Genomic DNA, 20,048 nt, shown 5'->3' on the forward strand with positions numbered 1-20,048 from the left:
TGCCCACGGTAACCACGATGCGAAGCGAGCCGCTCTTGATCTTGCTCTTGATCTTGCTCTTGCTCTTGCTCTGCTTGTGATCTTGATCTCAGGCGCCCCGTTAAACCACGCTGGCCGGAATTCGACAGGGATTTGGGGGGTAAACCGGCAGGGATGCCGGTTTAGCCGCCCCGCGCCATGGATGGCGCGTGGCGGCGGCCCCCCAAATCACTGGCGGATTACGGGCACACCGAGCCTAAGCGAGGTGCCGAGTGGTGGGGCAGGAGCCCTTTGGTTACTTTGGGGCTCTTTTCCAAAGTGACCCGCCGTCAGGGCGGAACCCTAAATGGCCGTTACCGCAGCAATGGATATGTACACAATCCAGCTGTGTTGACTGCCAGGCCGCCTTCGCGAGCAAGCCTGCTCCCACAGTTGGATCGTTGGGGTGTCAGGTAGATAGGGGCAGGCAAGCCAGCTCCCACAGATTCGCGTTAACGCGACACCGTAGCCCCCTGGCACGCCTGCCCCTCCCGCTCACAGATCTCCCACCCGCCACCCAGCGCCTTATAGATCCCCACCACCGCCAAGCGCTGTTCCGTGCGCGCCGCCGTCAACGCCCGGCGGCTGGTGAAGTCCGCGCGTTCGGCCTCAAGCACATCCAGGTACACACCCTCCCCTTGCGCAAACCGCTCGCGCGCAAAGCTGGCGGCCTCACGATTGGCCGCCGCCTCCAACAGTCGCAAGCCCAGCGCGTTGCCCGCCGTACGATTAGCCTGAAACGCATCATCGGTTTCCTGCAGGGCCCGCAACACGGTCTGGTCATAAGCAATCAAGGCGGCTTGGGTGCGCGCCTCGCTGGCGGCAATCCGCGCACGTACGCGCCCGGTGTCCAGCAACGACCAGCGAATCACCGGCGCGATAAAGTTCGACTGCATGCCCGCATCGCCCAGGGCGCTGAGACTTCCGGCCAGCAAACCGATGGAGCCCTGCACCTGGATATCCGGATACAAGCCCGCGGTTTCCACGCCAATCTGCGCGGTCGCAGCCGCCAGCGTGCGTTCGGCCGCGGCGATGTCGGCGCGGCGCGCCAGCAAGCCGGCGGGGTCTCCCACCTGCAGCGTGCGCAGGTTCAAGGTTTCACGCCCAGGCCGGGCCAGCGGTGGTTTGAAGCCTTGAGGCGCCTGCCCCAACAACACCGCCAGCGCGTTGGTTGCCCTGGCGCGACGTCGCTCCAGGTCAGGCGCTACCGCCTCCACATTGCGCAACAAAGCCTCGGCGCGCAGCCGGTCGAATTCGGTGGCGGCGCCGACGCTGACCATCTGCCCCACCAGGCCCAGGCTGTCGCGCTGGCTCTGGCTGATATCCGCAACCACGGCCTGTTCAGCTTCGATGCCTTGCAGGTCAAACCAGGTGGCCGCAACAGTCGCTGCGACGCTCGCTTGCACGTTGCGCAACAACGCCTGACGCGACCCCGCCTGGGCCTGGGCCGCCTCCACCGAGCGACGCACGCGACCAAACAAGTCGATTTCCCAGGCCGCATCCACCGCCGCGCGGGTGGTTTCAATGGAGCGCTGCTCGCCGAATGGGGTCTGGACCTCGCTGCGCTTGCGGTGCTCGTAGCCCAGGGCGGCGCCGCCGCTGGGCAGGAAGCCTTGCCGGCTTTCGCGCAACAGCGCCTTGGCTTCGTCCAGGCGTGCGGCGGCGATGCCGATGTCGTGGTTGGCCGCCAGTGCCTGCTGGATCAATTGGCTCAGTGCCGGCTCGTCGAACACCTGCCACCACTGCACTTCGACCTCGCCCGGACCAAGCCCGGCGATGGGCGCGCCAAAGCTCGTCGCCCGCTGCGCAGCGGGCAGCACCGGCGTGGAATAGTCCGGCCCCACCGAGCCGCAACCGGCCAGCAGGGTCAACGACAACACAAAAGCTGGATACGCCTGTTTCATGATGCGCTCTCCTTTAGCTGCACCTTCGGGCTCGCCCCCTGACGCTGCACGCGCAGCGCCAGGCTGCGCATCACCACATAGAACACAGGCGTCAGGAACAGGCCGAACAGCGTCACCCCCAACATCCCGGCAAACACCGCCACCCCCATGGCATGGCGCATCTCGGCACCGGCGCCACTGGCAAACACCAGCGGCACCACGCCAGCGATAAACGCCAGGGACGTCATCAAAATAGGCCGCAGGCGCAATTGACAGGCGTGGATCACCGCTTCCAAGGGGCTGGCGCCCTCGGCTTCGAGGCTGCGGGCAAACTCGACAATCAGGATGGCGTTCTTCGCCGCCAGCCCCACCAGCACCACCAACCCGATCTGCACGAACACATTGTTGTCGCCGTCCACCAGCCACACGCCGAGGATTGCGCTGAGCAGGCACATGGGCACGATCAGCAACACCGCCAACGGCAGCAGCCAACTGTTGTACTGCGCGGCGAGGATCAGATACGCCAGCAACACACACAGCGGGAAAATAAACAGGGCCGATGACCCGGCGAGCTTTTGCTGGTAGGTCAGGTCTGTCCATTCATAGGTCACGCCCTCGGGCAGTACCTCCTGGGCCAAGCGCTCCATGAGCGCAACCGCCTGCCCGGAGCTGACCCCTGCCATCGCGCCGCCAGAGATATCCGCCGAGGGATAACCGTTGTAGTGAATCACCCGGTCAGGCCCGGAGCTCGGCGTGACCGTGACAAACGCCGATAACGGCAGCATGTCGCCGGCGGCGTTGCGCACCTGCAGGCGGCCAATGGCTTCGGCCTGCATGCGGTGGTCTGCATCGGCCTGGGCCGTGACTTTGTAGGTGCGGCCAAACCGGTTGAAGTCATTGACATACAGCGACCCCAGATAGACCTGCAGCGACTCGAACACATCCGCCAGGCGCACGCCCTGGCTCTTGACCTGGGTGCGGTCGATGTCGACATTCAGTTGCGGCGCGTTGACGTCCAGGCTGGTCATCAACCCGGCCACCTGGCCTGACTCAGTGGCTTTGGTCATCAGTACCTGGGTCTGCTGCACCAACGCCTCAAGCCCGACGCCGCCACGGTCTTCGACCTGCAGCTTGAAGCCTCCGGTCACCCCGAGCCCCGGTACCGGCGGCGGCGGGAATACCCCGAGGAAGCCGTCGGGGATGCTCGCAAACTTGGCTTGCAGGCGCCCGGCAATGGCGACTGCTGTCATGTCCGGCGAGGTGCGTTCTTTGAACGGATCAAGCATGACGAACATCACCGCCGCATTCGGGACGTTGACGAAACCGTTGACCGACAACCCCGGGAACGCCACCACACTCTCGACCCCCGGCTCATCCAGGGCGATTTTCGACATTTGCCGCACCACCGCATCGGTACGCTCCAACGAGGCCGCGTTGGGCAGTTGGGCGATGCCGACCAGGTAGTACTTGTCTTGCATCGGCACGAAGCCGGCCGGTACCGCGTTGAAGCCAAACCAGGTCAGCGCGAGCAAGCCGCCGTAGGCCAACAGCGCCACGCCGCGACGGCCGACAACCGTGCGCACGGTGTTGCCATAGGCTTGCGGCGCACGCTGGAACGGCCGGCCCAGCACCTCCAACAGCCGCGTGGCGCGACCGCGCAGGCTGCGCGGGTCATGCACCACGGCGGCATGCCGTGGCCGCAGCAACAGGCCGGCCAGCGCCGGGCTGAGGGTCAACGAGTTGACCGCCGAGAGGATGGTGGAAATTGCGATAGTCAGCGCAAATTGCCGATAGAACTCGCCTTGCAGGCCACTGAGAAACGCAGTGGGAATGAACACGGCCGCCAGTACCGAGGTGATCGCAATGATAGGGCCAGTAACCTCGCCCATCGCTCGCCGCGCAGCCTGCATCGGCTCCTCGCCGTTCTCGATATGGCGCTCGACGTTCTCCACCACCACGATGGCATCGTCGACCACGATGCCAATCGACAGCACCAGGCCAAACAACGACAAGGTATTGAGGGAGAAGCCCATCAGGTGCATGACCGCGAAGGTGCCGATGATCGACACCGGCACCGCCATCAAGGGAATCAGCGACGCGCGCCAGTTGCGCAGGAACACCACCACCACGATCACCACCAGCAGGATCGCTTCCATCAGCGTAATGGCCACCGACTCCAGCGAAGCGCGTACAAACACGGTGGGGTCATAGGCAATCCGCGATACCAGCCCTTCGGGGAAGTTGGTTTGCAGGCGCTGCATGGTGTCGCGCACCGACTGCGCCACATCCAGCGCGTTCGCCCCCGGGCTCTGGATGATTTGCAAAGCCACCGCAGGCTCGCCGTCCAACAGGCTGCGCAGCGCGTAGGCATCGGCGCCCATTTCGATACGGGCCACATCGCGCAAACGCGTGACTTGGCCGTTATCGCCGGTGCGGATGATGATGTCGCCAAACTGCTCTTCGTCCGTCAGGCGCCCGAGGGTATTGACCGTGACTTGGAAGGCCGCAGTGGAATCCGGCGACTGGCCGACCGAGCCGGCGGCCACTTGCACGTTCTGCTCGCGCACGGCAGCAATCACATCACCGGCGGTCAAGCCACGGGCGGCGATCAGGTCCGGGTCGAGCCACAGGCGCATGCTGTATTCACCCGCGCCCCACACCAGCACATCGTTGATCCCCGGCAGGCGCGACAGCTCGTCGCGTACCTGCAGGTAGGCGTAGTTGGAGATGTACAGCGGGTCATAACGCTGGTCGGGGGACAGTAGGTGGACCACCATGAGGATGTCCGGCGAGGTCTTCTGCGTGACCACGCCCAGGCGCTGCACCTCTTCGGGCAAGCGCGGCAAAGCCCGCGAGACACGGTTTTGCACCTGGATCTGCGCCATGTCCGCGTTGGTGCCCTGGGCGAAGGTCGCGGTCAGGATCATGCGGCCATCGGTGGCCGACTGCGAGGTCATGTAAAGCATGCCCTCGACCCCGGTGATCACCTGTTCCAGCGGCGCTGCCACTGTCTCGGCAATTACCTGCGGGTTGGCCCCCGGATACGACGCAGTCACTTGCACCGTGGGCGGCGTAACGGCAGGGTATTCGCTCAACGGTAGATGGAAGAAGGCCACGATGCCGCCGATCATCATCAACACCGAGAGGACGATGGCGAAGATCGGCCGGTCAATGAAAAAGCGTGGGAAGCTCATTGCACGCCACCCACCGCCAGCGGTGCCTCAAGCGGCTTGCCCTCAATATTGGCAGCCAGCGGTGTCACCTGCATGCCGGGGCGTACCAGGCCTTTGACGACAATGCGCTCGCCCGGTTGCAGGCCCTGTTCGATGACCCGCAGGCCGTCGATCACAGGGCCCAGTTCGACCGGGCGGTACTCGGTCTTGTCGCCTTCACCGACGACCAGCACATAGCGGCGACCTTGGTCGGTGCCGATGGAGTGGTCGGCAATCAACACTCGCGGTTGCGCCGTGCCGGTGTCCAGCTTGACCTTGGCAAACAGCCCCGGCGTCAAGCGCCCATCCGGGTTCGCCACCACCGCACGTACGCGCACGGTGCCGGTCTTGCGGTCGGCCGAGTTGGCCAGAAAGTCCACGCGCCCTGCCCGTGCATAGGTGGTGTCATTGAGCATCGCCACCATGACCTTGGCGGCTTGTTCGCCCTTGGACCCGGCGTGCTGCCGCGTCGCTGCCAACGAATGCAGGTAGGTGCGTTCGTCCACATCAAAATACACATGCAAGGGGTCGATGGAGACAATCGTGGTCAGGGGTGTTTCCCCACGGGTGACATAGTTGCCTTCCGTCACCAATGCGCGGTCGATGCGCCCGCTGATAGGCGCGGTGACGCGGGTGTAACTCAGGTCCAGTTGGGCCGTATCCAGCGCAGCCCTGGCCGCTTCGACCTGCGCCCTGCCGGCATTCAATGAGGCAATGGCGGTGTCGAGGCGATCACGCGCTACCACTTTTTTGGCGTACAACTGCTCGGCACGGCCATGCTCGGCCTGGGCCAGCAACGCATTGGCCTCGGCCTCGCGCAAACGTGCCTTGGCGGCATTTACCGCGGCCTGGAACATGCGCGGGTCGATCGCAAACAAGGGGCTGCCCTTGGCCACGAACTGGCCTTCGGGCACGCTGACACTTTGCAGATAGCCACTGACTCGCGGGCGCAATTGAACCTGGTCGATGGCGGTCAACGAACCGGTGTACTCCACAAACGGCGTCACCGCCCGCGCCACTACCTGGGCCACCGGCACGCCGGGTGGTTGGGCGGCTGCGGCTGGCGGCGCCTTGTCCGAGCATCCGCCCAGCGTCAACGCTACGGCCAACGCCCCGGCAATCAGGCTTACTGGTTTGGTGTACATCGTTCACCCTCCTTGGAATTTTCAAGACAAATCGACACGTGGGGTTTTTATCCGGCTTGCCATACTGGGAAGGTCAAGCGCTATAAAACCGGGGGTGTGTTTTGTCTGAGAAATATCTGGAGGGTTAAACAGGTAGGAGCGAGCTTGCTCGCGAAAAACTCACAAGCGCCGCGCTTATTCAGGAAGACGCGTCATCGTTGACGTTTTTCGCGAGCGAGCTCGCTCCTACAGAGGAGCTCCATCAGGTCCAGGCGACTACCAACAAGCCTGCGCCCAACACCAGGCACAACGGCGAGTAAAAATACGTATCCAGGCGAGCAAACTTCGACCCGCCGACCTTCTTGAAAAATCCTACCAGCTCCGAATCCCCAATCGCCCGGGCAAACATCAGCACGGCTATCGCACTGATGCCCCACTGCAACGCCCCATGGGACACCGGCGAGAAATACAGCCCGGCGCGCAGGCACACGAGCAAGGCAATCGCCACCAGCCCCATCGCCACCAGGAAAGTGCCCAGCGCCGACGGTTTGAACGCCGGCCTGGGCCCGCTGGCAAACTCTCCGGGCAGTTGCGGGATAGCGGCCAGGCTACCGAGCTTGCCACCCGCAGCCCAATACAGATGCACCATGCTGATGAAGGTAAAGACCCCGACGATCCATCGCGCAATCACAAAGCTCATGGCCGGCGCTCCCTAAAAATGTGCGAATGAGGATAGTCGCCCTGAGATTTTTTGCAGGCATTTCGTCGGTCGCTGATGATAAAGTGCCGCCCCATGAAACTCGCCCGTGCCGACCGCTCGCTCATTGCCTGGATGCTCTACTGCTGCGTCCTGTTCAATGTGTTCGCCTGCAGCATTGGGCATGGGCAGATGGTGGGGATGCAGCTCAACGGCATCAGCGGCCAGTTCTGCACGGTCGACCCACGCACCCAGGCGCCGCTGCCCAGCAACTCGACGGACGAGAACCTGCCCACGCTGTCGAAGGCGTTTGGTTGCCCGTTGTGTTCTACCGGCGGCATGGGCCCGGCGCTCAACTCCCACCTGAATGTGGCGGTGCTGCCGCAACCCCATGCGCCGCCTGCTGCGGTGGTGCTTGCCGCTGACATTCCTGCCCGCTTCACCTGGCCTGCGGCTAATCCGCGCGCGCCACCTGCCTTCGCCTGATCCCTGCGCTTTCTGATCTGCATTGCCTCGTTTCCGTAAGGAGGACGGGTGGCTGTGCGTTGTTTTCGAGCCAAGTTTTCAGGATTCAACCATGAAACATTTACCCCTGTTGGCGGGCCTGTTCGGCTGCCTGCCTGTTTGCGCCTCGGCCCTTGAGCTGGCGCCGACCACCATTGATGGCGAGCAAAGTGCCGAGCCAGGCCTGGCCCTGGACCAATCCAGCGGCATGGCCTCGCGCCTGGGCCTGAGCGTGCGGGAAACCCCGGCGTCGGTGGCCATCGCCAACCGCAAGGATATCGAGCGCCACGGCGCCAAGACCTTTCGCGATGCGGCCAATACCCTGCCCGGCGTCAACGCCAGCGCGCCGCCCGGGTTTGGCGGTTTTGTCTCGTACCGAGGGTTTACCAGCAGCCAGATCACCCAGATGTTCAACGGCATCAATGTCGCCACCGGCCTGGCACGGCCGGTGGATGCGTGGATCTACGACCGCGTCGAACTGGTGGGTGGCCCCTCCTCCTTGATCAACGGCGCAGGCTCCGTGGGTGGCTCGCTAAACTACGTGACCAAGCTGGCAAGCCGCGAGGAACAGGCCGTCGAAGGCCAACTGAGCTATGGCAGCTACGACACCACTGGCATAGCGTTCGGCCTCAACCATGCGCTGACCGAACCCGGCGCAGAGGTACAGCATTACGCCCGCCTGGATGTGAGCCGCAACACCAACCACAGCTACATCGACCGAGACCAGCGCGATGCCTGGAGCGTCGCGTTCTCCCTGCTCAGCGACCTCACCCCGAACCTGTCCCACACCCTGGCGCTTGAGTATCAGGACGAGCATGAAGATAGCCCGTATTGGGGCACGCCGGTGCTCAACCCCAAGGCCGGTGAGCTGAAGATCGACAAACACAACCGCTTCAATAACTACAACGTTGCCGACGGTCGTTATGAGCAACGCACGATCTGGGCACGTTCGATCATCGACTACCGGATCAACGACAGCACCACACTGAAAAATACCCTATACCACCTCGACAGCCAGCGCGACTATCGCAACCTGGAGACCTATCAGTACAACGCCGACAACAGCGCGGTGAACCGCTCGACGGCCTATCAGGTGCGGCACCAGGGCGAACAGAACGGCAACCAGTTCGAGCTGCGCCATGACACCAGCGTGTTCGGCCTTGCCACCACCTGGTCGGGCGGTTTTGAGTACAAGGTCAACAGCACCACCAACAGCCCGTTGAATGTGCCGGGCAAGAGTACCGTAGACCCGAACCACTACGACCCAGGGCACTTCTATGATATTCCCGGTACCCGGCCAGGTTTCGTCAAGGACAAGACCAACCAGGTGACGACCAAAGCACTGTTCGTGGAAAACCGTCTGGGACTGACGGATAAGCTCTCGCTGCTGACCGGCCTGCGCTATGACGCCATCGATCTGGACGTGACCAACCATCGTACGATCACCGCCACCAACCCACGGCACTTCAAGCGCAGCTGGGAACCAGTGACCGGCCGGGTGGGCCTGACCTATCAGTTCATCCCCTCCGCCAACGTCTATGTGCAATACAGCACCGCCGTCGAACAGCCCAATACCACCACCCAGGTGTTCGACGTGTCCACCGGCAAGCAATGGGAAATCGGCAGCAAGTTCGATTACCTGGAAGGTCGGGGTTCGGCCACGGTCGCGGCCTACAAGATCGAGCGCAAGGACTTTGCCGTCACCGACCCGCTGGACCCGACCAGCAGCATTCCGGTGGGCGCACAATCGTCCAAGGGCATCGAACTGGCCAGCTCGTTGCGCATCACCCCGAGGCTACTGGCCGAAGGCAACTTCGCCTGGGTGGACGCGCAGTACGATGAGTTCAACGAAAAAATCGCCAGCGGCGCCGTGGTGTCGCGCAAGGGCAATACGCCAACCAACGTGCCCAAGCGCGTGGGCAACCTGTGGCTGACCTACGACTTTGCCGAGGACTGGCAAGGTGGCGTGGATGCGCGCTACGTCGCCCAGGTGTATGCAGACAATGCCAACACCCAGACCGTGCCGGCGTATACGCTGTTTGGCACGTTCCTGCGCTATAAGCTGGATGCGAACACCTCGGTCACCGGGCGCGTGCGTAACCTGACTAACGAGGTGTATGCCGAGTTTGCCCATGTGTCGCCGGCCTACTATCTGGGGTCGCCGAGGACCTTTGAGCTGGCTGTACAGACCAAGTTCTAACGCTGCAACGACCGTTGACTTGAAATGCAATTGAATGTGGGAGCTGGCTTGCCTGCGATGACTGAGTGTCAGACAACCTATTTTTATGCTGACCCACCGCTATCGCAGGCAAGCCAGCTCCCACATGTTGATCTTCACTGGATACAAAGACCGCCGCTTACTTGAGGCTTGCCTCGACCTTCTGCGCCACATCGTCCGTCAACCAGGCCTTCCACACCTGTGGATGTTCCTTGAGAAACGCCTGCGCCACTTCCCTAGGAGGCGTATGGCGCTCGCTCATCGTCGCCAAGGCTTTGTTAAGTGGCTCGATGGGAAACTCGACCTTCTCGAAGAACTGGGCAATCTGTGGATGTTCCTGCTGGAACGGCGTCGATACGCCAATGCTCAACTTGGACGCCAGTGAGCGTGTCGGCTTGGGGTTCGGGTTGTCGGCATCGGTCAGGGTCTTCCATGCGTCTGCGTCAAATGGCGGTTCTTGCAACTGGATCAATTTGTAGCGCCCCATCAACGGGGTCGGCGACCAGTAGTAGAACAGCACGGGCTTGCCCCGGCGAATCGACGAGGCAATCTCCGCATCCAGCGCTGCGCCCGACCCGCTGCGGAAGTTCACGTAGCTGTCGTCCAGGCCATAAGCCTTGAGCTTCTGTTTGTTGACCACTTCGGACGTCCAGCCGATGGGGCTGTTGAGAAAGCGCCCCTTGCCTGGGGATTCAGGGTCTTTGAACACGTCCTTGTAACGCGCCAGGTCCTGTACGCTTTTCAAATCCGGTGCCAGGGGCTTGAGTCCTTTAGAGGGGTCACCCTTGACCACGTATTCCGGCACCCACCACCCTTCGGTGGCGCCTTTGACGATATCGCCCAGGCCCGCCACCTTGCCTTCGGCTTCAGCCTTGACCCACACCGGGCTGCGGCCTGCCCACTCCTCGCCGATCACCTGGATATCATTCTTGGCCAGGGCGGTTTCCAGGGTGATGGTGGTGCCAGGCAAGGTGTCGGTGGGCAGGTCATAGCCCTTCTCGACGATAAAACGCAGTACTTCTGTGATCAGGCTGCCGCTTTCCCAGTTCAGGTCGGCAAAATGCACCGGCGCCTGGGCAGCCGATACCGGCAATGACAGACTCAGGGTCGTCAGGCCCGCCGCCAGCAGTGACTTCAATCCTTTCATGCCTTTGCACCTCGCGTTTTCGCAGTCATGGCAAACGGCTTTGCTGCGAATGCGCGAAGCCTCTGAATAGTTAAGTCAACTCAACTGTAGTAGAGGTTCCACAAGACAACGCTGCGCAACGTGTTCAGCGCCTACTCGCTGGCCTTGAAGGTCACCAGCTCACCCTTGCGCCACTTGGCGGCTTTGCCTGTCACGGCCTTGAGGGTTTTGGTCAACCCTTCCTGCAATTGCTCATGGGCGGCGAATACCAGCATCACGCTGTGGCCTTCCTTGAACACAATACCCTGGCCTTCGTTCGACGACACAAAGGCATAGTCGCCGAGGCCGTAGACGGTCAACTTGATATCGCGAAACCTCAATTCGAACTTGCCACCCTCGCGGCTGGGCAACACCGACGCGCGGAAATGGTCACCCACTTTAAGTTCCAGGCGCGGCTTGTCATCCACGACCAGCGCCGTTTCGGTATCGATCTCGGCGATATAAATACCTTCCGGCGTCTGTTCAGTGACGTAGACAAACCGAGATTGAAACTGCTTGACCAACTTAGCGCGCAAATCACCCAGCACGAATAACGCGTGCATATCCAGATTACTGACTGCCAAGGAAACGCCCCCACATCAAAAAAGCGCTGGCCGCCGAAGCGAACAGCACAAAAAATCGCCGTTACGACACGATCACAGAGTCATTAAAAAACTGAAGAGAACGCGTAAGACTAGTACAGACATCTGCGGCGGACCTCATGCAAGGTCATCCGGTGGTACAGCAAATCACAGGTTCAACGACCCGAGAATACAGGTCGACCAACTTCAGAGAATAACCCGATTAAAAATGCAGTTTTCCGACACCCAACACAAAAAAATATTCAAGACATGGAACCAGTCGCGAACTGCCGACGACAATACTAAAACAGCAACCGGGGTCAAAACCACCGCAAATGCTAACCACAGGCCAATAAAATCGATCGACAGGAGCTGAGCATGCAACGACGTCAACACGACGCTACGTCTTTCCACACTCGTTCATCATGTCCAGACGAACGCCAATACTACTGCTTGCTTAACCTTGACGGGTACTCCAATTCAGTGCTGTACCAAGTTGTACCGGCAGGAAAGAACTTTTTTCATATTCTTGAAGTGCCCAGCGGCAGGATCAAGGGTTTTCGCAGCGATCACAACAAGGCCTGTGAACTGGCCAAGACTCTGGAAGCAAAGCTGCACGCTCGTTGCGGTCGGGTCGTTTCGTCACCTGGCTGACTTTACTGCGCCACCGCCCCTCAACAACTGCCATACTGGCCCGTCCATTGAAGTTTGTCCCCTGCGGGTCAGGTTTCATCAACGCAGTTACCTTGAAGGGAAAGCTATACGTGACGGAATTTGATATTGGCGAATTTATTATCCACGGTGATGCGAGGGAAGTAGACGGCGAGTTTCAAGCGGTCATCATCATGCGAGCCAAACCGCCGCTGAACAAGGTCACCGCGCATCAGGTGGAAAAAGACCGCTGGTTCAAAACCGCCGACGCAGCTGCCGTGGCAGGCAAAGAAGCGGCCCAGGCGCTGAAAGCCGCCGTGGATTGCGGCGCGCTCAATTCCTGACAATCCGATAGAACTCTGGCGTCCCCCTACCCCTCACATGCATGACGATAAGCCCGCATGGAGAACGTTATGGACACCACCACCCCAACCCTTGAAACCCTGTTCGAACAACTGGGCCTGGATTCCAGCCAGGAAGCCATCGAGCGTTTTACCGCTGAACATCGCCTGCCCGATGAGGTAAAACTCATCGACGCGCCATTCTGGACCGAACAGCAGGCGAGCTTCCTCAGGGAACAATTGCACGTCGACGCAGAATGGGCGCCCGCAGTGGATGACCTCAATGCACTGCTGCATGAACGCCCCCACGTTTGATTCAATGCAGGCTGTCTGACTCTTCCAGGCGCAACAGCGCTTGCCAGGCAGCCTGGCATTCCTGCGCTTCATCCCGGCTGGCGAATGCAGTACCGCGCTGCTCACCGTTGAGCAACACCACCCAGCAAGCTCGCTGGCCCAGGGCACGCAGGGTTTCTGGTACGCCACTGCCGATCATCACGGCCACATCGACTTTGTTTTGCATGGAGCTTCTCCGCAGCATTAGTTAGCTGGCTAACAATGTTGGCCATGCTACGGTTTTATTCCAGTTGGAAAAAGCTATCTTCGGAATAGCTTCATTGCATAAACAGCAACAATGTAGAGACCGGGGCGGCCCACTCGAGAGCCGCCCCCTTCAACGCATCAGGCTTGACGCTGGTGCTTGTCGATCTGCTCGTGGCGCTCTTGCGCTTCGATGCAGTACTTGGTGGTGGGGCTGATCAGCAGGCGCTTGAGGCCGATAGGCTCGCCGCTGTCGTCACACCAGCCGAAGGAATCTTCCTTGATGCGCTCAAGGGCACGCTCAAGTTGCGGCAGCATGCGCTGGTCGCGGTCAATGGCGTTCACCAGCCAGGTGCGTTCTTCTTCGACGGAAGCCGCGTCAGCCGGGTCGGCCGGGGTGTCCAGGCTTTCGATGGCGATACGGTTCTGCTCAATGCGCTCGTGGTGTTCCACTTTCATGTCTTGCAGCAACTTCTCGAAAAAAGCGTGCTGTTCGGCATTCATGTAGTCATCCGCCGGCATGGCCAGCAACTTTTCCTTTGTCATTGATTTCTCTATAAAAAATACGTGCATTAAGGCGAATAAGGGAGCGTTCCGCAAGGCCTGTGCAGGTCTCGGAAGGGCGCCGTCCATTTCAAGCGCCACCCGGCACTCAATTTACGAGGGGCGGCAGTCTAAGGCCGACTTGAGGGCGCAGCAACTGAAAAGACAGGCATTTTTTCCCGATCAACCCCCAAAGGCACCAGGACGGGCTTGGCGAATGGTCATCGGAGTGCGTTTATAGCAAGAAATTCAGTGTAGTGGAGCTATATAGAAGACAAACGGTTGAAACAGACTGATCCCCTGTAGGAGCGAGCTTGCTCGCGAAGCACTCAAGGACACCGCGCTCAATCAGATAGCCCGCGTTATCTTGGCAGCTTTCGCGAGCAAGCTCGCTCCTACAGGGGTAGAAATTCAGCGCTTGAGCTTGCGCTTGTTGCGGTATTGGTCGATCACCACCGCCACCACAATGATCAGGCCCTTGATGATGTCCTGGATATACGCATCCACCCCGACAAAGGTAAACCCGCTGGCCATCACGCCCAGGATCAGCGCGCCGATCACCGTGCCGGTGATGCGCCCCACCCCGCCCGCCAGGCTGGTACCGCCGATCACCGCAGCAGCAATCGCATCCAGTTCGTAGGACATGCCCATGCCGGCCTGCCCCGTTGCAGCACGCGCCGAGGCCACCACGCCGGCCAGGCCCGCCAGAAGACCCGCGATGCTATAGACAATGATCAGGTGACGCTTGACGTTGATCCCCGAGGTACGCGCCGCCTGCATGTTGCCGCCGATGGCGTAGGTGTACTTGCCATATTTGGTGTAACGCAGGGCAATGTGGAAGATCACCGCCACCACCAGGAAGATAATCACCGGCATGGCGCCATGGCCGATCGCCGTGTAGGAGTCCGAGAGCATGCTCACCGGCTGGCCTTCGGTGTAGTAGCGCGCCAGGCCACGGGCCGAGACCATCATACCCAGGGTTGCGATAAACGGCGGGATGCCGGTGACCGCGATAATGCTGCCGTTGATTGCCCCCGCTAAAAGCCCCACGCCCAAGCCCATCGCCACCGGGATCCACACCGGCAAGTCGGTGAGGGACGGAAACACCGCCCGGGAAAAGTCGGAGGTCTGCGCCAGGCTGGCGGCGATCATCGCTGACAACGCCAGTACCGAGCCGGACGACAAGTCGATACCCGTGGTAATGATCACCTGGGTCACACCGATGGCCAAAAGGCCGATGATCGACACCTGCAAAATCATCAGCACCAGGCGCTGGGAGTTCATCAGAAAGCTCTGGTCGCGCACGATCCAGCCGAACAATTCAAACACCAGGCCGATACCGATCAGCACCAGGAAGATACTCAGCTCGGTGGGCATGCGTCGACGGTTCTTGACCGGTGCAGTTGCCGGCTTGTTGTCTGTTATTGCGTTCATAACCCATTACCTTCTTATTCTGTAGATCAGTGGACTGCGGTCATCCCGGAAGCCAACTGCATGACTTTTTCCTGGGTCGCCTCGGCGCGGTCCAGGGTGCCCATCAGCTCACCTTCGTGCATCACCATCACCCGGTCGCTCATGCCGAGCACTTCGGGCAGTTCGGAAGAAATCATGATCACTGCCATGCCTTCGCTGGCGAGGAAGGCGATCAAGCGATAGATCTCGGCCTTGGCGCCTACATCGATGCCGCGCGTCGGTTCATCCAGGATCAGCAAGCGTGGGTTGGTCATCAACCAACGCGCCAGCAAGGCCTTTTGCTGGTTGCCGCCGGACAAGGTGTCGATGCATTGCTCCAGCGAAGGGGTTTTCACCCGCAGCTTCTTGCACATGTCTTCACACAGGGCACGCAAGGCTTTCTGCTGGATAAAGCCGTTGCCCGAATAGTGCGGCAACACCGCCATCTCCATGTTCTCCAGCACCGACAGGCACGGGAACAGGCCGCTGAGCTTGCGGTCCTCGGTCAACAGCGCAAAGCCTTTCTCGATGGCCATATGCGGGTCGGTAATGCGCACCGCCTTGCCGTCCAGAGTGATTTGCCCGCTGGAGCTTGGGGTGATGCCAAAAATGGTTTCCGCCACGTTGGTGCGCCCGGAGCCCATCAGCCCGGCGATACCGAGGATCTCCCCGGCGTGCAGGTCGAACGATACGTCTTTGAAGACGCCGTCCAGGCTCAGGTCGCGCACCGACAGCAGCAGGTCGCCAATCGGCGTCTCGCGCACCGGGAACAACTGGCTCAGCTCACGCCCGACCATCATCGAGATGAGGCTGTCGCTGTTCATGCTGTCGGCCCGTTGCAAGCCGATGTATTGGCCGTCACGGAATACCGCCACTTCATCGGCGATGGCGAACACTTCGTTCATCTTGTGGGTGATATAGACGATGCCTTTGCCCTGGGACTTGAGGTCGGCAATGATCGAAAACAGGTGGGCCACTTCCTTGTCGGTAATGGCCGAGGTGGGTTCATCCATGATCAGGATGTCGGAGTCATAGGACACGGCCTTGGCAATCTCGACCATCTGCCGTTCGGCGATGCTCAGGTTGCCGACCTGTTCTTCCGGGTCGAGGTTGATGCGCAGGCGCGCCAGCAACTCGGCGGTGCAGCGATGCATTTCGCGGTGGTTGACCATGTGCAGGCTGTTGAGCTGTTCGCGGCCGATCCAGATGTTCTCGGCGATGCTCATATGGGGCATCAGGTTGAGTTCCTGGTGGATCATCGCGATCCCGGCCTTTTGCGCAGCCAGCGGCGTTTCAAAGGTGATCGGCTTGCCACGCAGGCGAATCTCGCCAGCATCGGGCTGGTAGATGCCGGCGATGATCTTCATCAGCGTCGACTTGCCCGCACCGTTCTCACCCATCAACGCCAGCACGGTGCCGGGGCGCACCCGCAGTTGAACATCGTCCAGGGCCACGACACCGGGAAAGCCTTTGCTGATGTTGAGGATTTCCAGCAGGTAGGGTTCGTCCAGCGCCAGCGCCGGGTGGGCGGCGGGCTGCGACGTGGCGGCTTGAGCAAGCATAGGGAGGTACTCCATCTGCAGGGCGGCCGTGACCGCCCTGCCAGCTTTTGTTGTTATGTGGGGGCTACTTGAAGTCTTTGACGTTGTCCGGGGTGATCAACTGGAACGGGATCACCACGTTCTGCTCGACCGGCTCGTTCTTGGCCATCTTGCGCGCCGCTTCCACCGAACCCACCGCCTGGCCCTTGGCGTCCTGGAACGCCGACACGGTCATGTCGCCCTTGGTGATCGCATTCAAGCCATCGGGCGTGCCGTCGACACCGGCAATCAACACGCTACCTTTTTCCTTGCCGGCCGATCTCAGGGCCATGGACGCACCGATCGCCATCTCATCGTTATTGGCCAACACCGCATTGAACTCCCGGCCCTGGGTCAGCCAGTCGTTGACCAGGGTCATGCCCCTGTCACGCAACCAAATGCCGGTTTGTTCCTGTTCGATCTTGATGTCCGGGTACTTGGCCAGTACTTCCTTCACGCCCTTGGTACGGTTGGTAGTGGAGTTGTTCGCCAGGTCACCCAGCAGGATCACGATCTTGCCCTTGCCGCCGAGTTTTTCGGCGATGTACTGCATCTGCAGGCGGCCGGCCTCGACGTCATCGGAGGTCACGGCCACTACGTCCTTGGGCAGGTCTTTCTGGTCTGGGCGACGGTTGACGAACACCAGCGGAATACCTGCCTTGGTGGCGGCACTGATGATGTTCTTGGTCGACGCGGTATCAACCGGGTTGACGATAATCGCGTCGACCTTCTGGCTGATGAAGTTCTCGACCTGGCTCAACTGCTTGACCACATCGGCACGGGCATCTTCGAACTGCAGTTGCACGCCATCGCCTTTTGGATAGGACTTGGCTTGCTTGTCCATGTCCTCGCGCAGGTAAGTGAGGAAGGTGTCATCGAACGCGGACATCGTCACGCCCACCTTGAGGTCGGCGGCGCCGGCAACGCCACTGGCCAGCAGCATGGACAGGGCCAGGGCGGTAAAACGGATCGGGGTCTTCATGAACGGTCTGTCTCCACTTTCTTGTTGATTTTTTTTCGACGTAGCGTTGATCAGGACTCGGCGGTCAGTCGCACCACCGGCGCGCCTGGAATGCAGCACACCAGCGCGCCCTGGTTTTCGACGCACAGCACATTCAGAAAGGAGAAGTAGAACGGCCGGGCACGGGGCAGTCCGCGTGGCGCTTGGAGGGGGCGTAAAACTCGCAGTACAGCGTTGAAGATTTTCATCTGACGGTACCTGGTTGTTTTTGATCTTGTTTTTGTTGAGTCGCCCGTAGGTTCCGGGACGTACTTTATGCAACCTGGAAAAGACTGTATTAGAAAATAATTTCCATATCAACCTGTTTTAGAATTTTATTCTATTTTTGTCGAAACCACCTGCTGGCGCTCGGCGCTCAGGCGTGCGGCGTCCAATATACGGGTGGTTTCCAGGGCGTCATAGGCGTCGACCGGCAGCGGCCCCTGCCCCACTACGGCCGCTTGCAACTGCCGATAGAATTGGGTCCAGCAGCCTTTCTCCGACGGCACCCGCTCACGCTCCGGCCCTTGCTCAAACCAGCCCCAGCGTCGATGCTCCTCAGCGCCCCAGTGTTCACCTTCGGTTTTCGGTGATTTGCCGGCCAGCAGCGCTTCTTCCTGGCCGTCCAGGCCGTCGACGGTGTAGCAACCCAAGCTGCCACTGACGCGAAAGCGCGGCGCCTGGCTGTTCTGCAACGCGTTGCCCCACAGGTGCGAGATCACGCCGTTGGCATGGGTAAGGGAGATAAAGAAACCGTGGTCCACGATGGGATGTTCAGGGGTGTAGTGCAATTGGGCGAATACCCGGTCCACCGGGCCGAACAGTTGCAACGCCTGGTCCACCAGATGGCTGCCCAGGTCGCGCAGCCACCCACCACCGCTGGCATTGCCCACGGCCTGCGGGCTGTAGCGCTCCACGCGGGATTCAAAGCGGGTGATGGTGCCCAGGGCGCCGGCGTCGATCAGTTTGCGCAGGGTCAGGTAATCCGAATCCCAACGCCGGTTCTGATAAACACTGAGCAACGAGCCCTGGCGCTCGGCGGCGGTGATCAGGGCCTGGGCTTGTTCGGCGTTGGCGGCGAAGGGTTTATCGCTGACCACCGCCACCCCGTGCTCGATGGCTTCCAGCACCAGGGCCGGGCGACCTTTGAGGGTGGTGGAAATCACCAGGGCATCGACGCCGGCTTCGACGATCTGCCCGATGGAATCGAAGGCTTTGACACCGGGAAGATCTGTACTCAATTGCTGGCGACGTTCGGGTGAACGCGTCACCACGCCGACAAAGGTGGCGCCAGGCAAAGTGGCGATCAGCGGCGCATGGAAAAAGCGCCCACCGTGGCCGTAGCCCACTAGTCCGATTCGCATGCTCAACTCCAGAATTGATTTGGAAACCCAATCAACTGTGGGAGCTGGCTTGCCTGCGATAGCAGTGTGTCAGGCAATGAATTTGTCACTGATAGACCGCTATCGCAGGCAAGCCAGCTCCCACAGTGTTAACCCCATTTCTTCAGTGAGTTAGCCGTAGAAGCGCGGGCGATCCGGCAGGCTGACTTTCACAATCTGCCCACTGCCCTGGGCTTCAATACACGCATCCGCCGCCACCGCCGCCGCAAACCCATCCCAGGCCGACGGCCCGCCGACTTGCCCGGCCAGCACGCTGTCGATAAACGCCTGCAACTCCACGTCATAGGCATCGATAAACCGGTCCTTCCAATCCATCAGGATCGCGTTGGACAGCTTCGCCTCGCTGCGCAGTTGCACCTGGGACGGCTCCGGCAACTTGGCGATGCCGCTCTCCCCTACCACTTCACACTGGATGTCGTAGCCGTATTGGCAGTTCACAAACACTTCCACGTCGATACGCGTGCCTTTGGCGGTTTCCAGCAGCACGATCTGCGGGTCACGCAGGTGCGCCAGCGCCTTGCTGGTCTTGCGCGGGAACACCACCTGCACGGACACGTAGTCGTCATTAAGCAGCCAACGCAGCACGTCCAACTCATGGATCAGGGTGTCGGTGATCGCCATGCCGGTGTTGTAGTTCTCGCCCACCGTGGGGTTACGGTGCGCGCAGTGCAGCATTAACGGCTCGCCAATCTGGCCGCTGTCGATCACCGCCTTGAGGGCGCGGTAGCCTTGATCGTACGGGCGCATGAAACCGACTTGAACCAGGCGTTTGCCGTGGGCCACTTCGGCCTCGACAATGTTGCGGCAGCCCTCGGCCGTCACCGCCAGGGGTTTCTCACAGAACACCGGTTTGCCGGCGGCAATCGCAGCCAGCACAAATTCTTCATGGCTCGGCCCCCAGGACGTCACCAGTACCGCTTCGACCTCTGGCGCGCTGATCAACGCATGGCCGTCCGGGTACACCTCGGCGTCCAGCTTCAAATCCGCCACCACCTGGGCCGCCTGCTCAAGGTTGATGTCGGTGACGGCCACCACCTGGCTGTTGAGCAAGGCCTGGCTGCAACGACGAATATGGTCCCGGCCGATGGCGCCCGTACCGATCACTCCAAGCTTCAAAGACATGCAAACACTCCTCTTGT

19 protein-coding genes are annotated in these 20,048 nt (G+C 60.8%); 5 read left to right on the forward strand and 14 right to left on the reverse strand.

Annotation, left to right across the window (positions count from 1 at the left end; genetic code table 11):
* Nucleotides 1–470 precede the first annotated feature (470 nt).
* From HU731_RS03350 to HU731_RS03365, 4 genes are all read right to left on the reverse strand, one after another.
* Entirely contained in the window at nt 471–1,922 is a 1,452-nt protein-coding gene (locus HU731_RS03350) for an efflux transporter outer membrane subunit (protein WP_186608319.1), read from the reverse strand.
* Nucleotides 1,919–5,095 (reverse strand): efflux RND transporter permease subunit, encoded by a 3,177-nt coding sequence (locus HU731_RS03355; RefSeq protein WP_186608320.1) that lies wholly within the window; start codon nt 5,093–5,095, stop codon nt 1,919–1,921. The genes HU731_RS03350 and HU731_RS03355 overlap by 4 nt, the downstream gene beginning before the upstream one ends.
* The gene (locus HU731_RS03360; protein ID WP_186608321.1) at nt 5,092–6,258 is read right to left on the reverse strand and encodes an efflux RND transporter periplasmic adaptor subunit; all 1,167 of its coding nucleotides are present in this window, start codon (nt 6,256–6,258) and stop codon (nt 5,092–5,094) included. The genes HU731_RS03355 and HU731_RS03360 overlap by 4 nt, the downstream gene beginning before the upstream one ends.
* Before the next feature lie 241 nt (nt 6,259–6,499).
* Entirely contained in the window at nt 6,500–6,937 is a 438-nt protein-coding gene (locus tag HU731_RS03365; protein WP_003191649.1) for a DUF3995 domain-containing protein, read from the reverse strand.
* 93 nt (nt 6,938–7,030) lie between these two features.
* On the opposite strand from HU731_RS03365, the gene HU731_RS03370 reads away from it, so the two are divergent.
* Both HU731_RS03370 and HU731_RS03375 read left to right on the forward strand, forming a co-directional pair.
* Complete coding sequence (locus HU731_RS03370; RefSeq protein ID WP_044274076.1) at nt 7,031–7,420, forward strand: DUF2946 domain-containing protein; 390 nt, start codon at nt 7,031–7,033, stop codon at nt 7,418–7,420.
* 91 nt (nt 7,421–7,511) lie between these two features.
* The gene (locus HU731_RS03375) at nt 7,512–9,638 is read left to right on the forward strand and encodes a TonB-dependent receptor (protein WP_186608322.1); all 2,127 of its coding nucleotides are present in this window, start codon (nt 7,512–7,514) and stop codon (nt 9,636–9,638) included.
* A 157-nt stretch (nt 9,639–9,795) separates the two neighbouring features.
* Here the strand turns inward: HU731_RS03375 and HU731_RS03380 are convergent, their stop codons facing one another.
* Nucleotides 9,796–10,803, reverse strand: a complete 1,008-nt coding sequence (locus tag HU731_RS03380; RefSeq protein ID WP_186608323.1) for an ABC transporter substrate-binding protein — start codon at nt 10,801–10,803, stop codon at nt 9,796–9,798.
* 131 nt (nt 10,804–10,934) lie between these two features.
* Nucleotides 10,935–11,384: a hypothetical protein gene (locus tag HU731_RS03385; protein ID WP_186608374.1), complete on the reverse strand. Its 450-nt coding sequence runs from the start codon at nt 11,382–11,384 to the stop codon at nt 10,935–10,937.
* A 396-nt stretch (nt 11,385–11,780) separates the two neighbouring features.
* Between HU731_RS03385 and HU731_RS03390 the strand changes: the two genes are divergently transcribed.
* The 3 genes from HU731_RS03390 to HU731_RS03400 all read left to right on the forward strand — a co-directional run bounded on the left by HU731_RS03390 (nt 11,781) and on the right by HU731_RS03400 (nt 12,709).
* Entirely contained in the window at nt 11,781–12,056 is a 276-nt protein-coding gene (locus HU731_RS03390; protein ID WP_080765570.1) for a hypothetical protein, read from the forward strand.
* Between the two features lie 110 nt (nt 12,057–12,166).
* Nucleotides 12,167–12,397 carry a hypothetical protein gene (locus HU731_RS03395; protein WP_003191661.1) on the forward strand — a complete coding sequence of 77 codons (231 nt, stop codon included), beginning with the start codon at nt 12,167–12,169 and terminating at the stop codon, nt 12,395–12,397.
* A 69-nt stretch (nt 12,398–12,466) separates the two neighbouring features.
* Complete coding sequence (locus HU731_RS03400) at nt 12,467–12,709, forward strand: DUF2789 domain-containing protein (RefSeq protein ID WP_186608324.1); 243 nt, start codon at nt 12,467–12,469, stop codon at nt 12,707–12,709.
* Between the two features lies 1 nt (nt 12,710).
* Here the strand turns inward: HU731_RS03400 and HU731_RS03405 are convergent, their stop codons facing one another.
* The 8 genes from HU731_RS03405 to iolG all read right to left on the reverse strand — a co-directional run bounded on the left by HU731_RS03405 (nt 12,711) and on the right by iolG (nt 20,031).
* Entirely contained in the window at nt 12,711–12,914 is a 204-nt protein-coding gene (locus HU731_RS03405) for a hypothetical protein (protein ID WP_186608325.1), read from the reverse strand.
* Nucleotides 12,915–13,072: 158 nt separating this feature from the next.
* A complete protein-coding gene (locus HU731_RS03410) occupies nt 13,073–13,477 on the reverse strand; it encodes a TraR/DksA family transcriptional regulator (protein WP_003191666.1) in 405 nt (134 codons plus the stop codon).
* Nucleotides 13,478–13,885: 408 nt separating this feature from the next.
* A complete protein-coding gene (locus tag HU731_RS03415; protein WP_003191668.1) occupies nt 13,886–14,908 on the reverse strand; it encodes an ABC transporter permease in 1,023 nt (340 codons plus the stop codon).
* 26 nt (nt 14,909–14,934) lie between these two features.
* Nucleotides 14,935–16,488, reverse strand: a complete 1,554-nt coding sequence (locus HU731_RS03420; RefSeq protein WP_032897009.1) for a sugar ABC transporter ATP-binding protein — start codon at nt 16,486–16,488, stop codon at nt 14,935–14,937.
* A 64-nt stretch (nt 16,489–16,552) separates the two neighbouring features.
* The gene (locus HU731_RS03425; RefSeq protein ID WP_014718766.1) at nt 16,553–17,488 is read right to left on the reverse strand and encodes a sugar ABC transporter substrate-binding protein; all 936 of its coding nucleotides are present in this window, start codon (nt 17,486–17,488) and stop codon (nt 16,553–16,555) included.
* A gap of 50 nt (nt 17,489–17,538) precedes the next feature.
* The gene (locus HU731_RS03430; protein ID WP_003191673.1) at nt 17,539–17,715 is read right to left on the reverse strand and encodes a hypothetical protein; all 177 of its coding nucleotides are present in this window, start codon (nt 17,713–17,715) and stop codon (nt 17,539–17,541) included.
* A gap of 126 nt (nt 17,716–17,841) precedes the next feature.
* The gene (locus HU731_RS03435; protein WP_186608326.1) at nt 17,842–18,870 is read right to left on the reverse strand and encodes a Gfo/Idh/MocA family protein; all 1,029 of its coding nucleotides are present in this window, start codon (nt 18,868–18,870) and stop codon (nt 17,842–17,844) included.
* Between the two features lie 150 nt (nt 18,871–19,020).
* Complete coding sequence (iolG, locus tag HU731_RS03440; protein ID WP_186608327.1) at nt 19,021–20,031, reverse strand: bifunctional inositol 2-dehydrogenase/D-chiro-inositol 1-dehydrogenase; 1,011 nt, start codon at nt 20,029–20,031, stop codon at nt 19,021–19,023.
* Between the last annotated feature and the right edge of the window lie 17 nt (nt 20,032–20,048).

It is taken from the genome of Pseudomonas salmasensis (genome assembly GCF_014268375.2).
Taxonomy (GTDB): domain Bacteria; phylum Pseudomonadota; class Gammaproteobacteria; order Pseudomonadales; family Pseudomonadaceae; genus Aquipseudomonas; species Aquipseudomonas salmasensis.

Coding starts and splice junctions, on each gene's coding strand:
- HU731_RS03390 (WP_080765570.1), top strand. CDS start 11,781: ATGCAACGACGTCAACACGACGCTACGTCTTTCCACACTCGTTCATCA.
- HU731_RS03375 (WP_186608322.1), top strand. CDS start 7,512: ATGAAACATTTACCCCTGTTGGCGGGCCTGTTCGGCTGCCTGCCTGTT.
- HU731_RS03430 (WP_003191673.1), bottom strand. CDS start 17,715: ATGAAAATCTTCAACGCTGTACTGCGAGTTTTACGCCCCCTCCAAGCG.
- HU731_RS03365 (WP_003191649.1), bottom strand. CDS start 6,937: ATGAGCTTTGTGATTGCGCGATGGATCGTCGGGGTCTTTACCTTCATC.
- HU731_RS03400 (WP_186608324.1), top strand. CDS start 12,467: ATGGACACCACCACCCCAACCCTTGAAACCCTGTTCGAACAACTGGGC.
- HU731_RS03420 (WP_032897009.1), bottom strand. CDS start 16,488: ATGCTTGCTCAAGCCGCCACGTCGCAGCCCGCCGCCCACCCGGCGCTG.
- HU731_RS03360 (WP_186608321.1), bottom strand. CDS start 6,258: ATGTACACCAAACCAGTAAGCCTGATTGCCGGGGCGTTGGCCGTAGCG.
- HU731_RS03355 (WP_186608320.1), bottom strand. CDS start 5,095: ATGAGCTTCCCACGCTTTTTCATTGACCGGCCGATCTTCGCCATCGTC.
- HU731_RS03415 (WP_003191668.1), bottom strand. CDS start 14,908: ATGAACGCAATAACAGACAACAAGCCGGCAACTGCACCGGTCAAGAAC.
- HU731_RS03350 (WP_186608319.1), bottom strand. CDS start 1,922: ATGAAACAGGCGTATCCAGCTTTTGTGTTGTCGTTGACCCTGCTGGCC.
- HU731_RS03385 (WP_186608374.1), bottom strand. CDS start 11,384: ATGCACGCGTTATTCGTGCTGGGTGATTTGCGCGCTAAGTTGGTCAAG.
- HU731_RS03435 (WP_186608326.1), bottom strand. CDS start 18,870: ATGCGAATCGGACTAGTGGGCTACGGCCACGGTGGGCGCTTTTTCCAT.
- HU731_RS03405 (WP_186608325.1), bottom strand. CDS start 12,914: ATGCAAAACAAAGTCGATGTGGCCGTGATGATCGGCAGTGGCGTACCA.
- HU731_RS03380 (WP_186608323.1), bottom strand. CDS start 10,803: ATGAAAGGATTGAAGTCACTGCTGGCGGCGGGCCTGACGACCCTGAGT.
- HU731_RS03425 (WP_014718766.1), bottom strand. CDS start 17,488: ATGAAGACCCCGATCCGTTTTACCGCCCTGGCCCTGTCCATGCTGCTG.
- HU731_RS03410 (WP_003191666.1), bottom strand. CDS start 13,477: ATGACAAAGGAAAAGTTGCTGGCCATGCCGGCGGATGACTACATGAAT.
- iolG (WP_186608327.1), bottom strand. CDS start 20,031: ATGTCTTTGAAGCTTGGAGTGATCGGTACGGGCGCCATCGGCCGGGAC.
- HU731_RS03370 (WP_044274076.1), top strand. CDS start 7,031: ATGAAACTCGCCCGTGCCGACCGCTCGCTCATTGCCTGGATGCTCTAC.